Here is a 13,587-nt window from a genome sequence, read left to right on the forward strand (position 1 = left end):
GATAAGATGAACTAATTATGCTTAATACTATTAAAGGGGTATGTAATTTGAACGAGATACATAAAAAACAGAAAGAACGCGTCATTCTTGTAGGCTGTCAGCTATCAAAAGAGGAAGACAATGCATTTCAATATTCCTTAGAAGAGCTCTCTTCTTTAACAAAAACAGCTGATGGAGAAGTGGTACTCACCATTACCCAAAAACGAGAAAGATTGCATCCGGCTACCTATATTGGAAAGGGTAAGTTAGAGGAGCTTGTTACATTAGAGGAAGAGTTGGAACCAGATTTAATTATTTTCAATGGCGAATTAGCTCCAAGTCAAAACCGGAATCTTTCCAAAGTATTAAAAGCGAGAATCATTGATCGGACGCAGCTTATATTGGATATCTTTGCCCAGCGTGCCCGCTCAAAGGAAGGAAAGCTTCAGGTTGAATTGGCGCAGTTGCAATATATGCTCCCAAGATTAGGTGGCAAAGGTATTGAATTATCAAGACTTGGTGGAGGAATTGGAACGAGAGGACCTGGGGAAACAAAACTTGAGTCTGACCGTCGCCATATTAATAGAAGAATAGATGACATCAAAAAGCAATTGGAGACCATCGTTAGTCACCGTGAACGTTACCGTGAAAGAAGAAAGCGAAACCAGGCGTTTCAAATCTCGTTGGTTGGTTATACAAACGCTGGTAAGTCCACCATTTTTAATCGTTTAACGGAAGCGGGAACCTTTGAGGAAAATCTCTTGTTTGCAACCCTTGACCCGACAACTAGAAAGATTGCTCTTCCTTCGGGGTTTCATGCCCTGTTGACAGACACAGTAGGATTTATTCAAGAATTACCAACGGCATTAATTGCAGCATTCCGTTCCACTTTAGAGGAAGTAACAGAAGCAGACTTGATACTTCATGTGGTGGACAGCTCGAGTCCTGACCATGTAAACCATGAAAAAACAGTAATGAAGTTATTAAAGGACCTTGGTGTGGAAGGCATTCCGATGCTAACGGTGTATAACAAAAAAGATATGGTACTAGAAGCCTTCACACCATCTTATCAAGAGGAAATGGTACACATCAGTGCAATAGATAAAAATGATATTCTTACCCTTAGGAAAAAAGTTGAAGAGTTTCTCATGAAAGAAATGAGTCCATTTTTTATCAAAGTTCCTGCAGAAGAAGGAAAGCTTATTGCCATGCTCAAACAGGAAGGGATTGTTGAAAGGGTAACCTTTCATGAAGAAAGAGAGCACTATGCAATAGAAGGTTTTTATTTTGAAGGTTCTAAAATAGCTTCAGAGATAGAGAGCAGAATGAAAAAGTAGAGGAGAAAAACGATGTTTGATTTATTACAGCATGGGGAAGCAATCAAGCCTGTTGCATCTAAAATAGAAGGAAAATTACAAGAGCAGTTTCAGCTTGTGGACACATTGGTCGAGACTAACCAATTTAGGGTATTGCAAAGCTTTCAACAACATCGTGTAAGTGATGCTCATTTTATTCCATCAACAGGCTATGGGTATGATGACATGGGAAGGGATGCGTTAGAAAAAATCTACGGAGAAGTATTTGGTGGGGAGGCAGGCCTTGTTCGTCCGCAAATTATTTCAGGTACTCATGCGATATCCATAGCGCTTTTTGGAGTTCTCCGTCCTGGAGATGAACTCATTTACATGACAGGGAAGCCCTATGATACGCTTGAAGAGATAGTGGGAATTCGTGGGTCAGGTGTAGGCTCTCTGAAAGAGTATAACATCGGCTATAAAACCATTGATCTAAAAAACAATAAAGGAATTGATTGGGAAACTCTAAGTAATAGTATTACCTCTAGTACAAAAATGATTGGTATCCAGCGTTCTAAAGGCTATGCGACACGTCCTTCTTTTACCATCGAAGAAATAAAAGAAATGATTCGATTTGTAAAGGAAATCAAGCCAGATGTGGTAGTGTTCGTGGACAACTGTTATGGAGAATTTGTTGAAAAACTTGAGCCTTGCCATGTTGGAGCAGACCTAATCGCTGGCTCATTGATTAAAAATCCTGGTGGTGGTTTGGCGAAAACCGGAGGCTATATTGTAGGCAAAAAAGAATTAGTGGAAGCATGTTCGTATCGAATGACCTCACCTGGCATTGGTGCAGAAGCAGGTGCGTCCCTATATAGTTTGCAAGAAATGTATCAGGGCTTTTTCATGGCCCCTCATGTGGTTGGCCAAGCTTTAAAGGGAGCCATGTTTACAGCAGCGTTTTTAGAAGAGTTAGGCATGAACACGTCTCCTAGCTGGGATTCTATCAGAACCGATCTCATACAGTCCGTTCAGTTTGATGACAAGGATAAAATGATTGCGTTCTGCCAAGCTATTCAATATGCTTCTCCTGTAAATTCTCATGTCACACCTTATGCGAATTATATGCCTGGCTATGAAGATGATGTGATTATGGCAGCAGGTACCTTTATTCAAGGAGCGAGTATAGAGTTGACCGCAGATGGCCCTATACGTCCACCATATGTTGCTTATGTTCAAGGTGGACTCACTTATTCACATGTCAAAATTGCCGTTTGTTCAGCGGTTGATCAACTAATAACAAAAAATCTAATGAAACTATAATCCTTATAGAGGCTGGGGCAAAAATGTTTTAGCCTAAGTAAAAACCGAACTGGTTGGAGTGTTTGATCAAACCAGTTCGGTTTTTTTAGTATTGATATTGTTCGTCTTTTTGTTTGTGTTTTTAAGTTTTGTCCCAGCCTCTTTTTTTTTTTTTGTATTATTTTACGGGATTCTTTTGAGGTATTCATATGAGTAGGGAGATACATGTTTTTATTTGAAAAGGAAAGGTTATAGATATATGGGTACATAAAAATCTCTTCTCACAAGCTTCCTTTTTCTTCTTTTCAAAATTGATGTTAGAAAACCTCACATGACCTTGACATATTATCTAACATCACATATAATGAAAATAACTTCACAAGGTAATAGAGGAAGGAGGATTTGTGGTGAGTGACAAAATTAGACGTTCGATGCCCCTGTTTCCAATAGGGATTGTCATGCAACTAACGGAGTTGTCTGCTCGGCAAATCCGCTATTATGAAGAAAATGGACTAATTTACCCTGCACGATCTGAAGGAAACCGTAGACTTTTTTCGTTCAATGATGTAGACACCTTACTGGAAATTAAGAATCTCATTGAACAAAAAGTTAATATAGCTGGAATTAAACAATTAATGACGGTAAAGCAGCAACCAGAACCAGAAAAGCAACCCGATGTTGTGAAACCAGAGCTTTCAGATGACGAATTGCGTAAGCTTTTACGCGCAGAAATGATGCAAGCAGGCAGATTTAACCGAACAAGTCTCCGCCAGGGAGATATGTCAAGGTTTTTCCATTAATTCTTCTAAGTAGTTTAGGAAATATTTTAAAATCAATCATACTTAAAATTCTGAGGAGGAACTCGCATGTCCAAGTACACACAAGAAGATATTAAACGTATTGTTCAAGAGGAGAATGTAAAGTACATCCGTCTTCAATTCACTGATATTTTGGGGACAATCAAAAACGTAGAAATTCCTGTAAGTCAGTTAGAAAAAGCCCTTGATAACAAAATGATGTTTGATGGATCTTCTATTGAAGGATTCGTACGTATTGAAGAATCTGATATGTATCTTTACCCTGACCTAAATACATTCGTTGTATTCCCATGGACATCTGAAAAAGGGAAAGTTGCTCGTTTCATCTGTGATATTTACAATCCAGACGGCACTCCTTTCGACGGAGATCCACGCGCAAACTTAAAACGTATGCTGAAGGAAATGGAAGATTTGGGATTCTCTGATTTCAACCTTGGACCTGAGCCAGAGTTCTTCCTCTTCAAATTAGATGAAAAAGGCGAACCTACTTTAGAATTGAATGATAAAGGCGGTTACTTTGACCTAGCTCCAACAGACCTTGGGGAAAATTGCCGTCGTGACATCGTGCTAGAACTAGAAGAAATGGGCTTTGAAATTGAAGCGTCTCACCACGAGGTTGCACCTGGTCAGCATGAAATTGATTTCAAATACGCTGATGCACTTACTGCGTGTGATGATATCCAAACATTTAAACTTGTGGTTAAAACGATTGCTCGTAAGCACGGATTGCATGCAACGTTCATGCCAAAACCTTTGTTCGGAGTGAATGGATCTGGGATGCACTGTAACTTATCCCTATTCAAAGATGGTGAGAATGCATTCTATGATACAAGTGGAGATCTAGAGCTAAGTGAGACAGCTCGTCAATTCATCGCAGGTATCGTTAAACATGCACCGAACTTTACAGCAGTTACAAACCCAACTGTTAACTCTTACAAGCGTTTAGTGCCAGGTTATGAAGCGCCATGTTATGTTGCATGGTCTGCACGTAACCGTAGTCCACTAATCCGTATTCCGGCATCCCGTGGCATTTCTACTCGTGTAGAGGTACGTAGTGTGGATCCAGCTGCAAACCCATACCTTGCAATGGCTGTCCTACTAAAAGCTGGTCTTGACGGAATCAAAAACAAACTAGAAGCTCCAAAGCCAGTTGACAGAAACATCTATGTGATGAACAAACAAGAGCGTCTCGCAGCTGGAATCGTGGACCTACCTGCAACTTTAGCTGCAGCACTTGAGAACCTTAAGTCTGATGAAGTTATTCAAGCAGCTCTAGGTGAGCACTTACTCGAGCACTTCATTGAAGCGAAAGAAATTGAGTGGGATATGTTCCGCACCCAGGTTCACCCATGGGAACGCGACCAATATATGAGCATGTATTAATATCAAAAACCCCTGATACCATTGGTGTCAGGGGTTTTTATATATATTATATATTTAAGCGCTTATTATAGAATTATGGGTACACCCATGAAGTATCCGTAAAAAATAGAACTACTAAGAATGTAACCCATGTGACATTTGAATAGTTCCATCGTATCTTCTTCAATTTTCTTTGAGATATGGGAGTACTTATCTACCGTAATTTGATCATTTTTTATGGCCTAATATTTTCTGGACATATTCAAGACTTTCTCCAGATTCAATTAGTAAAACTGCGTGACTATCTCTCAAAGTATGGGTAGGACACTATCAGGAAGAATAATTAAGAATATATGGAAGGGGAAAAGTAAAAAGTACGCATTACGTATATGTAACACTTTAATACACGAGAATACGCAACAACAATTTTATTCAGAATTAAGTGATCCCAAAACTATTATCAATAAGGTAAATGAAATTCTAACCAGTCTATCTTTGGTTACCATTTTTAGTAGAGCTAAAAGAACAATACCGTTAATTGGGTTATCGTCAACTAATAATATTGTAATTATGTCAAGAAGAGGAAGGACTCCTTCATCAATGATATCAATTTCCATATCTACCACCTCTTGAACATTATATTCAGTATTAAAGATTGGGTTATAGACTAATGATAAATTTTCACAATGTTAATAAGAAAACAATGTACCACAGAGCTTTTTAAATTATTTACTTATTGATTCTGCTGGATTAAATAATCATGCGAAGAGTGGAAAGGAAAAAGTTTTGACAAGCACTTTTTTCTTCCTGAACTAAAGCAATTTTACTAAATAGGTTGCTTTTCATGTAGAGGAAAGGTTTTAATGACGCCAATGACAAACACAAAAATTTGGAGAGTAACCTTCAAGCGGAAGTCGAATGGAAGGACGAACAGATGTGATTTAATCGGGCGTAAATGTATATGCTTGGATGTGAAGTGAACAAGAAAGATAATCATCCTTACCTAACCTTAAGAAAAATTTTAGATATAAGAAATATAAAGGAGAGATTTATGTTGGAGCACATCGTTGTTCGTCCATTTTGTATGGAAGATTGTGAAGAAAGATTAGAATTACATATTGAAAACAGAGATCATTTTCAACAGTGGTCTCCATATAAACGAAGTGAAGAATTCTTCACCTTACAAGGACAACTAGAGAATATAAACAATTTAATTGCAAAGCGTTCCGAAGATATTAGGTACGATTTTGCGATTTATCTGAATGATAATTCTTCGCATACTTTAATCGGTGAAGTTCAGTTTACCTCTGTAGTAAGAGGACCCCTCCAAAGCTGTTTTCTAGGTTATATGATAGGAAAGAGATTTAACGGACATGGATATATGACTAAGTCCTTGAAAACAGCTTTAAAAATAGCTTTTGAAGAGTTGTATTTCCATAGGGTCACTGCGGAAGTCAATCCACATAATATTGCATCTCTAAGGGTACTTGATAAGGTTGGTTTTGTAAGGGAAGGTTACGCCAGAAAAAACGTAAAAGTTGGTGAGGAATGGCGAGATCACATATGCTTAGCTATGCTAGAAGAGGATTATTTTAAACTTAATAAACATGAAGATATATAAGTACAAAAATATTAGTTCGCTGTGATTCTACATAATACACGTAGAATTACCTATGTCACACTAAGATAAAATTAGTCAATGGATACAAAGTAAACAAGCAGATTGGACGATGAATTCTTACTCCCAATATTATAAACTAGTAAAACATAAAATCCTAAAGTTGATAAAAATGAATGGAGGATTCATGACACTATTAACGAAAATAGCAGGGACGTTGGCAGTGGGCGCGTTAATTCTTGTGAGCTGTTCAAATTACGAGATTGAAAAAGAGCCAAAAAAGGAACAAGAGACAAAAATCTATTTCAAGGAACTTGAGAAGGAATATGATGCAAAACTTGGTGTATATGCACTTGATACGGGTAGCAATCGTAAGGTTTCTTATCGTGCCGATGAGCGTTTCGCCTATGCATCTACACACAAAGTACTGGCTGTTGGAGTACTTCTGATGAACAGAACCATTGATGAACTGAATGAAACTATTAAGTATACGAAGGAGGATTTGGTTAACTATAACCCAGTTACTGAGAAGCATGTGGAAAACGGGATGACCTTAAAAGAGTTAAGTGATGCATCTATTCGTTACAGTGATAATACTGCAGGAAATCTTATACTTGAAGCAATTGGAGGTCCAAAAGGATTTAAGGAATCCCTTCGAAAAATGGGTGATCACGTTACAGAACCTGAAAGAATGGAACCGGACCTGAATGATGTAAAGCCTGGAGAAACGAGAGATACAAGCTCGCCTAAAGCACTAGCTGAGAGCTTACAAGCATTTACACTAGGCAGCGTTCTTCCAGAGACGAAGAGAAATCTGTTAATTGATTGGCTGAAACGGAACACAACAGGTGATAATTTAATTCGTGCAGGTGTCCCTAAAGGCTGGACAGTGGGAGATAAAACGGGAGGCGCAAACGGTATTCGCAATGATATCGCTATCTTATGGCTGCCGGATGGTGCCCCCATTATCCTCGTCGTACTATCTAGTCATGAAAAAGCCAACTCTGAGAATGTCGATGAACTCATTGCTAAAGCGACAGAAGAGGCAGTTAAACAGCTGCAAGAAAAATGATTTATTTCTCAGTTTTTATGCAGAGTCCTGTACTTTACGTATAGGACTTTTTGTTTTATAGGAGAAAGAATGAAAAAAAGGTGCATTGGTATTCACAAAAATTCTAAGACTAACATAATCCAGAAGAAAAAAGTAAAACTTGTTTTTTTTTTTTGAGAATGTGTCGATTGTTTCAAAATCTGTTCGTCGTCTTAGTAAGAAAGTAAATTTCAGATAATTAAACAATTCTAATATTTTATCTGAACAAAGGAGAGATACCATGAACTCAGTAATTTCTAAAGACGGAACACGAATTGTGTATGACAAACTTGGGCAAGGCTCCCCTCTCATTCTGGTGGGAGGTGCGTTCAGCTACCGAAAATTTTCGGGAATAGTGAAGATTGCTAATCTATTGTCAGAACAATTCACGGTTTATAACTATGATCGCCGTGGCCGTGGAGATAGCGGTGACACTCAACAATATGCGATAACACGAGAGATTGAAGATCTTCAAGCAATCATTAATGAAGCAGGAGGCGAGGCTTATGTTTGGGGATTGTCATCGGGGGCAGTTCTTGCCCTGCAGGCAGCTGCCAATGGGGCAAACATTACGAAATTAGCCCTACACGAACCTCCATTCGTTGTCGATGATATGGGTCACAAGCCGCCAAAAGATTTTAAACGGCACGTTCATAAGTTGATAGAAGATAATCGCAGAGCTGAGACCATTAAGTACTTTATGACAAAGGGGATGGGTGCACCTTCTTTCATTGTTCACTTAATGAGCGTGATGCCAGGTATGTGGTCTAACCTGATGGCTGTTGCTCACACACTTCCTTATGATGCTGCTTTGTTGGATGGATATATGGATGGAAAACCATTGCCTACCAAATTGTGGAGCTCAGTCACGATGCCGACGCTAGTGCTTGAAGGCAGCGAAAGCCCTACAAGTCTTCGTCATGGTGCGCAGGCACTTGTTAAAGTGCTGCCCAATGCGAAACTGTTGAGTAAAAAAGGACTTGGCCATACGAAGAAACTGAATACAACAATCATTTCATCGGAGCTTTCGGCATTTTTTAAGAACAAACACTACGTTGAAGTGTAATGGAGTGATGCTTTTACTTTAAACATTCCAAAATGGGAAACAAGAAAGGGAGAATACTAATGCAGATTGCTTATATCAATAAGAAAAATGAAAGTTTTATAAGACGGCTTTTACTTTGTGGAATAGTTTCTGCACCACTGTTCTTCGTATTGGCTATTGTTCAAGCGTTTACACGTACAGGATATGATATAAAACGCCATGCTATCAGTACATTAATGTTAGGTGACTTAGGCTGGATCCAAAGTGCAAATTTCGTTATTACCGGGTTGCTTTCAGTTCTAGCGGCTATTGGGTTACAAAAGTTATTACGAGGCAGTAGGGGTGGCACATGGGGAGCTTTACTCGTCGGAATTTATGGAATGGGTATGATTGTCGCTGGATTATTTCGCCCAGATCCCGGTCTTGGTTTTCCAGAAGGTGCTCCTGCTAATATGCCTACATCCATGAGTGTCCATGCTGCACTCCACTCTATGGCTTTCTTTATCTCCTTTATTTGCCTGATTGTTGCAACGATTATCTTTGCACGTCTGTTTGCATCACAAGGACATCATAAGTGGAAAATTTATTGTATAGCAACGGGAATTCTTCCGCCATTGCTGATTTTTTTAGGGATGGTGATAAACAGTTGGACCGGAATCATCATGGGGTGTGCTGGAATCGTTGCTTTCGGCTGGGTATCCGCTCTTGCCGCCAGATTGCACACTGAAGTATCTTACAATTGAGCCAGAGGGATTTAACTTACAGGTGACAAAATTATCACGAAGCGATACTGATTTTAGTTAAGATTGAAGATAAAGGAAGGCTCTATACTTAAGATCATTACTCGATTCAATACTGTAGAGGAGTTAAATAATGCTGAAGAAATAGGAATGGTTGATGGCTTTACGGATGCTTTTAATCGCCTGGAAGAATATCTAATCACAATGAGTGGAGGGAAATGATGAAAACTTTAATCTCAAAAGATGGAACTATAATAGCTTATGAAAAACTAGGAACTGGCCCTTCGTTAGTATTAGTAGCATCTGCTGCAGCTGACCATAAAGATGCTATACAGCTAGCGGAACAGCTTTCTAAACATTTTACGGTTTATAATTATGATCGTCGTGGAAGAGGTCAAAGCTCTGATTCTCCAGAGTATGCTGTTGAACGTGAAGTGGAGGACATCGAGGTTCTAATAAATGAGGCTGGTGGCAAAAGCATGTTATTTGGAAGTTCTTCAGGAGCCGTATTAGCGCTTGAAACAGCCAGCAAGCTTCAAGAAAAAGTAACGAAACTATTTATGTATGAACCGCCTTTTGTTATTGATGATAGTCGTCCACGTGTTCCACCAAATTATGTTTCACATTTGAACAAATTGGTTGGCGATGGGAAACGTAGTGATGCAGTTGAGTACTTTATGAGTGAGGCGATTCGGATACCTTCTGAAATTTTGAATTTTATCAAAGCAGAGCCTTCATGGAAGTCAATGGAGAATATAGCTCATACACTTGTTTATGATGGGTTAATTATGGGTGAGACTCAATCAGGAAAACCATTACCTATTAACAAATGGGAAGTAAAGGTTCCAACAGCTGTGATGGTTGGAGAAAATAGTGAATCATATTTTCATGCCGCTTCAAAGTCCCTTGTTGAATTGTTGCCTCAAGCTAAATACTTTACTCTTTTAGGTCAAGATCATTCTGCAGTTATGTTTGCCCCAGACTTATTAGCCAAAGAGATGACAAGCTTCTTTTTTGAATCATCATGACGATTCATATGAAGTATCGATTTAAAGAAAGGGAACTCCGTTGTTTTGGAGTTCCTTTGTTTCATTAAAGTCAGATAATTGAAACATTTTTAAAAAGGAGTAATAAATTTGCTCTCCTTGTATTTTTATCTTCCATGGTTTAAATTACGTTGTTTAATGAAATTTTTAATCAAGAAAATGATACCAATAATGAAATAGAGAATTCCGTTGCTCACGATGACTATACCTATGAAAGCAGCTCCAAAGGCTGCTCCTACACCGTCTCCTCCCATACTGTGGTCAATTTTCACAAAAACAAAACCCGATATAAAAGCAATTATTGGACCTAGAATTCCAATAATTAAACCAGCCCCCCATAAAGGCATTTTCCTTTTCTTGTACAAAGTTATTGCTAAGAAATTTACCACTATAAGACTCAAAAATAATACGCTCCAAATTATTCCATCGCCATTCATATAAGTATCTCCTTCAGATATTTTTAGGATAAACCTTTTTTAACAATATTACCCTTTACTCGAATACCGCTTTGTTACTAATTTGGAAAATTATGATGTTCTAAGTTTAGCATAGATCACATCTGTTAACATAGCTTTATCCAGCCTTAGCTAAAATCAACTCATGGTAATGAACCCTCTACATAAAGTGTTGAGGGTTCGTTTTATTTAATAACTTTTAGGCTATAAAACTGATTTTCTGTGAAATGGTTACCATTTATTTCCTGTTAAAATACACTATTGTATGGAAGGTGATAATGGTATGAAAATTGTATTGGATGGTGGGCATCACCCTGAGACAGCTGGAAAACGTGCACCAGATGACTCACTAAGAGAGGCGCAGTTCAACTTTCAAGTTGCAGAATACACACGAGAAGAACTATTAACTTATGAAGGAGTCCAAGTCTTATTTACTCATGATTATGGACGGGATGTACCTTTAGTGGAGAGAACAAATAAAGCAAACGAATGGGATGGAGATATTTTAGTTTCCATCCATGCAAATGCTTTTGGTGATGGTAAAACTTTTAATAATGTTAGAGGAATTGAAACGTATTCTTGGAATGGTCCCTCCCCAAATGGTGATAGATTAGCCATTGAAATTCAAAGAAAAATGATGGAGTTTACCAAACACCCTAGCAACCGAGGGCATAAACAAGCAGACTTCCACATGTTACGTGAATTTAAGCGCGCCGCAGCCCTTGTGGAATGTGGATTTATGACAAACAGAGAAGACCTTGCTTTACTCAAGTCAGATACCTATCGAAAGACTTGTGCTAAAGCCATCACTGCAGCAATTGTTGGGGTTTATAACTTAACAAAAATAAAGGAGGAGCCATTTATGTTAGAGCGAGCGATTGTCATAAATTCAGCAGCTGATTATCCTGTTGCTGAATTCTTAGCAAGGTTTTTGAAAAGCCCGATTCATCCACGGAAGAATGCAGAAGAAACTCAAGTTGCTAAAGAAATCTTCGTTGTAGGTGGTACACAAGCAGGATTAAAAGGAACGAATTTTATTGTTTTATCAGGTGAAAATCGATTTGAGACAGCAGCGAAAGTAAAAGCCTATATCGGATAAGTATGGGTAAAATGAAGTTAATTTCATAAATGCTTCCGTGACCACGGGGGCAATGTTTCCTAACCCATTCCTTGCGAAAGGGTTTTTTCTTATGCCTGTCATATTCTCTTAATCTATACAATATGCTTTACTATCACAATTATTGAGGAGGCGTACATGGCAAAGACGCATCAACCAAACATTACCGCTGAAATGATTCAACAGTATTACGAATACCACAAGCAGAAAAAAGAGCTAGAGAGTCAAATGGAAGAGTTGAAGGAAAAGTTCCATCTCTATTTTGACAATAGCTTTGGTAAGGATGAGAAAGCCGAAATTGTCATGGGTGGCTTTAAGCTTCAGCGTCAAGTGCGTAAGTCAGAAAAGTTTAAGGATGAACCAACTCTGCAACGATTAGATGAATTAAATATGACAGAATTGATTCAAGTGGTTCGTAAGCCTGATGATTCAAAAATAAAGGCTGCAATTCAGTTAAATTTAATAAAGGTAGAAGATCTAGAAGGATGTTTAGTGACGAATTCTTCCACAGCAATCTCTGTAAAGCCAGTAACACCACGATAAACATAGGAAAAGAGGGAGAAAAGATGTCTGAGAACTCACAAGAAAATAAGGTGACGATAAGGCCGGTTTCAAAGGGTGCATGGTTTCGGATTGTTTTTCTCGCGTTAGCGCTTGTGAATCAAGTGTTGGTGGTCTATGGAAAGTCACCTCTACCCATCACGCAAGATGAATTAAAGGAGCTTGTTACAGCAGTGTGGACTGGTGTGGCAGCGCTGTATGCTTGGTGGAAGGATAATGATTGGACTGTAAAAGCAAGAAGCAGAGTCAAATAAACTAGGCAAAAGCTGTATTTCCAAAGTTTGTTTCTACGTATATCTATATTACCTGTTGTCGTGCTCTTTTCTTGGAGGGAGAATGAAATATATGCCCATTTTTTTTTCTTAAATATAGGGAAAAGTCATAATTTTTTCCTAAGAAAGAAAAGAGGTGTCAACGATCGTTGACACCTCTTTTTTAATGGATATTACGGTATACACCAATTACTTTACCTAAAATACTTACATTGCGAACAATAATTGGTTCTAAGGTAGAATTTTCTGGCTGCAAACGGATATAATCCTTTTCTTTAAAGAAGCGTTTAACAGTAGCCTCGTCCTCTTCTGTCATCGCAACCACAATATCACCATTATTGGCAGATTGCTGCTGTCGAACAATGACATAATCCCCATCTAAAATTCCAGCCTCGATCATACTATCACCCATTACCTCAAGCATGAACACTTGTTCATCTGGAGCGACATAACGGTCAGGAAGTGGGAAGTAATCCTCCACATTTTCAATAGCTGTAATAGGCTGACCTGCAGTAACTTTACCTATGATAGGAACATTGACTGCTGAAATTTTAGGAACTAGCTCATCCTCCATAATTTCAATCGCTCGAGGCTTTGTAGGGTCTCTACGTATTAATCCCTTGCTTTCTAGTCTAGCTAAGTGGCCATGAACGGTAGAACTTGATGCAAGGCCAACTGCTTCACCAATTTCACGAACCGAAGGCGGATAGCCTTTTGCTTGTACTTCTTGTTTTATATACTCCAAGATGTCCTGTTGTCTTTTTGATAGTTTCATATACCGCACCTCTATCATTTTTATTATGTCAAGTATAGCATGATTTTCCACTAGATACAAACATAAGTTCGAATAATTGACAAGAATATATGTTCGTTTAATAATGAAAGTG

At 38.4% G+C, this 13,587-nt stretch carries 15 protein-coding genes; 12 read left to right on the top strand and 3 right to left on the bottom strand.

All coding sequences use genetic code 11. From position 1 onward, the window contains the following. Window positions 1-17 precede the first annotated feature (17 nt). From hflX to glnA, 4 genes are all read left to right on the top strand, one after another. Window positions 18-1,316: a GTPase HflX gene (gene hflX / locus FIU87_RS09620; protein ID WP_152444390.1), complete on the top strand. Its 1,299-nt coding sequence runs from the start codon at window positions 18-20 to the stop codon at window positions 1,314-1,316. A gap of 12 nt (window positions 1,317-1,328) precedes the next feature. Next, a complete protein-coding gene (locus tag FIU87_RS09625; RefSeq protein ID WP_152444391.1) occupies window positions 1,329-2,597 on the top strand; it encodes a methionine gamma-lyase family protein in 1,269 nt (422 codons plus the stop codon). Between the two features lie 386 nt (window positions 2,598-2,983). Beyond that, entirely contained in the window at window positions 2,984-3,376 is a 393-nt protein-coding gene (locus FIU87_RS09630) for a MerR family transcriptional regulator (RefSeq protein ID WP_152444392.1), read from the top strand. A 66-nt stretch (window positions 3,377-3,442) separates the two neighbouring features. Next, a complete protein-coding gene (gene glnA, locus FIU87_RS09635; RefSeq protein ID WP_152444393.1) occupies window positions 3,443-4,777 on the top strand; it encodes a type I glutamate--ammonia ligase in 1,335 nt (444 codons plus the stop codon). Between the two features lie 407 nt (window positions 4,778-5,184). Here the strand turns inward: glnA and FIU87_RS09645 are convergent, their stop codons facing one another. After that, on the bottom strand, window positions 5,185-5,373 hold the full coding sequence (locus tag FIU87_RS09645) for a hypothetical protein (RefSeq protein ID WP_152444394.1): 189 nt from the start codon (window positions 5,371-5,373) through the stop codon (window positions 5,185-5,187). A gap of 338 nt (window positions 5,374-5,711) precedes the next feature. Here FIU87_RS09645 and FIU87_RS09650 point away from each other — a divergent pair, with 338 nt between their 5' ends. The 5 genes from FIU87_RS09650 to FIU87_RS09670 all read left to right on the top strand — a co-directional run bounded on the left by FIU87_RS09650 (window position 5,712) and on the right by FIU87_RS09670 (window position 10,277). Then, entirely contained in the window at window positions 5,712-6,377 is a 666-nt protein-coding gene (locus tag FIU87_RS09650) for a GNAT family N-acetyltransferase (protein WP_152444395.1), read from the top strand. A gap of 184 nt (window positions 6,378-6,561) precedes the next feature. Continuing rightward, a complete protein-coding gene (bla, locus tag FIU87_RS09655; protein WP_253905546.1) occupies window positions 6,562-7,446 on the top strand; it encodes a class A beta-lactamase in 885 nt (294 codons plus the stop codon). 259 nt (window positions 7,447-7,705) lie between these two features. After that, window positions 7,706-8,530 carry an alpha/beta fold hydrolase gene (locus tag FIU87_RS09660; RefSeq protein ID WP_152444397.1) on the top strand — a complete coding sequence of 275 codons (825 nt, stop codon included), beginning with the start codon at window positions 7,706-7,708 and terminating at the stop codon, window positions 8,528-8,530. Between the two features lie 59 nt (window positions 8,531-8,589). After that, the gene (locus FIU87_RS09665) at window positions 8,590-9,252 is read left to right on the top strand and encodes a DUF998 domain-containing protein (RefSeq protein ID WP_172971010.1); all 663 of its coding nucleotides are present in this window, start codon (window positions 8,590-8,592) and stop codon (window positions 9,250-9,252) included. A gap of 215 nt (window positions 9,253-9,467) precedes the next feature. After that, entirely contained in the window at window positions 9,468-10,277 is an 810-nt protein-coding gene (locus FIU87_RS09670; protein ID WP_367643905.1) for an alpha/beta fold hydrolase, read from the top strand. Between the two features lie 125 nt (window positions 10,278-10,402). On the opposite strand, the gene FIU87_RS09675 is transcribed toward FIU87_RS09670, so the two are convergent. Beyond that, window positions 10,403-10,732, bottom strand: coding sequence for an ABC transporter permease (locus tag FIU87_RS09675; protein WP_152444399.1), 330 nt, complete (start codon window positions 10,730-10,732; stop codon window positions 10,403-10,405). Window positions 10,733-11,033: 301 nt separating this feature from the next. Between FIU87_RS09675 and FIU87_RS09680 the strand changes: the two genes are divergently transcribed. The 3 genes from FIU87_RS09680 (at window position 11,034) to FIU87_RS09690 (ending at window position 12,682) form a co-directional block, all read left to right on the top strand. Further along, on the top strand, window positions 11,034-11,849 hold the full coding sequence (locus FIU87_RS09680) for an N-acetylmuramoyl-L-alanine amidase (protein ID WP_152444400.1): 816 nt from the start codon (window positions 11,034-11,036) through the stop codon (window positions 11,847-11,849). A gap of 156 nt (window positions 11,850-12,005) precedes the next feature. Then, the gene (locus FIU87_RS09685; RefSeq protein ID WP_152444401.1) at window positions 12,006-12,410 is read left to right on the top strand and encodes a hypothetical protein; all 405 of its coding nucleotides are present in this window, start codon (window positions 12,006-12,008) and stop codon (window positions 12,408-12,410) included. A gap of 23 nt (window positions 12,411-12,433) precedes the next feature. Continuing rightward, complete coding sequence (locus tag FIU87_RS09690) at window positions 12,434-12,682, top strand: phage holin (RefSeq protein ID WP_172971011.1); 249 nt, start codon at window positions 12,434-12,436, stop codon at window positions 12,680-12,682. A gap of 181 nt (window positions 12,683-12,863) precedes the next feature. Here FIU87_RS09690 and lexA read toward each other — a convergent pair whose 3' ends face one another. Next, on the bottom strand, window positions 12,864-13,475 hold the full coding sequence (lexA, locus tag FIU87_RS09695; protein WP_152444403.1) for a transcriptional repressor LexA: 612 nt from the start codon (window positions 13,473-13,475) through the stop codon (window positions 12,864-12,866). Window positions 13,476-13,587: the final 112 nt, after the last annotated feature.

Origin of the sequence: Bacillus sp. THAF10, assembly GCF_009363695.1 — a bacterium.
Classification (GTDB): Bacteria; Bacillota; Bacilli; order Bacillales; family Bacillaceae_I; genus Sutcliffiella_A.

What these genes read in the sequence shown, in the direction of transcription:
- hflX (WP_152444390.1), top strand. Translation starts at nt 18, where the DNA reads ATGCTTAATACTATTAAAGGGGTATGTAATTTGAACGAGATACATAAA.
- FIU87_RS09625 (WP_152444391.1), top strand. Translation starts at nt 1,329, where the DNA reads ATGTTTGATTTATTACAGCATGGGGAAGCAATCAAGCCTGTTGCATCT.
- glnA (WP_152444393.1), top strand. Translation starts at nt 3,443, where the DNA reads ATGTCCAAGTACACACAAGAAGATATTAAACGTATTGTTCAAGAGGAG.
- FIU87_RS09645 (WP_152444394.1), bottom strand. Translation starts at nt 5,373, where the DNA reads ATGGAAATTGATATCATTGATGAAGGAGTCCTTCCTCTTCTTGACATA.
- FIU87_RS09650 (WP_152444395.1), top strand. Translation starts at nt 5,712, where the DNA reads ATGTATATGCTTGGATGTGAAGTGAACAAGAAAGATAATCATCCTTAC.
- bla (WP_253905546.1), top strand. Translation starts at nt 6,562, where the DNA reads ATGACACTATTAACGAAAATAGCAGGGACGTTGGCAGTGGGCGCGTTA.
- FIU87_RS09660 (WP_152444397.1), top strand. Translation starts at nt 7,706, where the DNA reads ATGAACTCAGTAATTTCTAAAGACGGAACACGAATTGTGTATGACAAA.
- FIU87_RS09665 (WP_172971010.1), top strand. Translation starts at nt 8,590, where the DNA reads ATGCAGATTGCTTATATCAATAAGAAAAATGAAAGTTTTATAAGACGG.
- FIU87_RS09670 (WP_367643905.1), top strand. Translation starts at nt 9,468, where the DNA reads ATGATGAAAACTTTAATCTCAAAAGATGGAACTATAATAGCTTATGAA.
- FIU87_RS09675 (WP_152444399.1), bottom strand. Translation starts at nt 10,732, where the DNA reads ATGAATGGCGATGGAATAATTTGGAGCGTATTATTTTTGAGTCTTATA.
- FIU87_RS09680 (WP_152444400.1), top strand. Translation starts at nt 11,034, where the DNA reads ATGAAAATTGTATTGGATGGTGGGCATCACCCTGAGACAGCTGGAAAA.
- FIU87_RS09685 (WP_152444401.1), top strand. Translation starts at nt 12,006, where the DNA reads ATGGCAAAGACGCATCAACCAAACATTACCGCTGAAATGATTCAACAG.
- FIU87_RS09690 (WP_172971011.1), top strand. Translation starts at nt 12,434, where the DNA reads ATGTCTGAGAACTCACAAGAAAATAAGGTGACGATAAGGCCGGTTTCA.
- lexA (WP_152444403.1), bottom strand. Translation starts at nt 13,475, where the DNA reads ATGAAACTATCAAAAAGACAACAGGACATCTTGGAGTATATAAAACAA.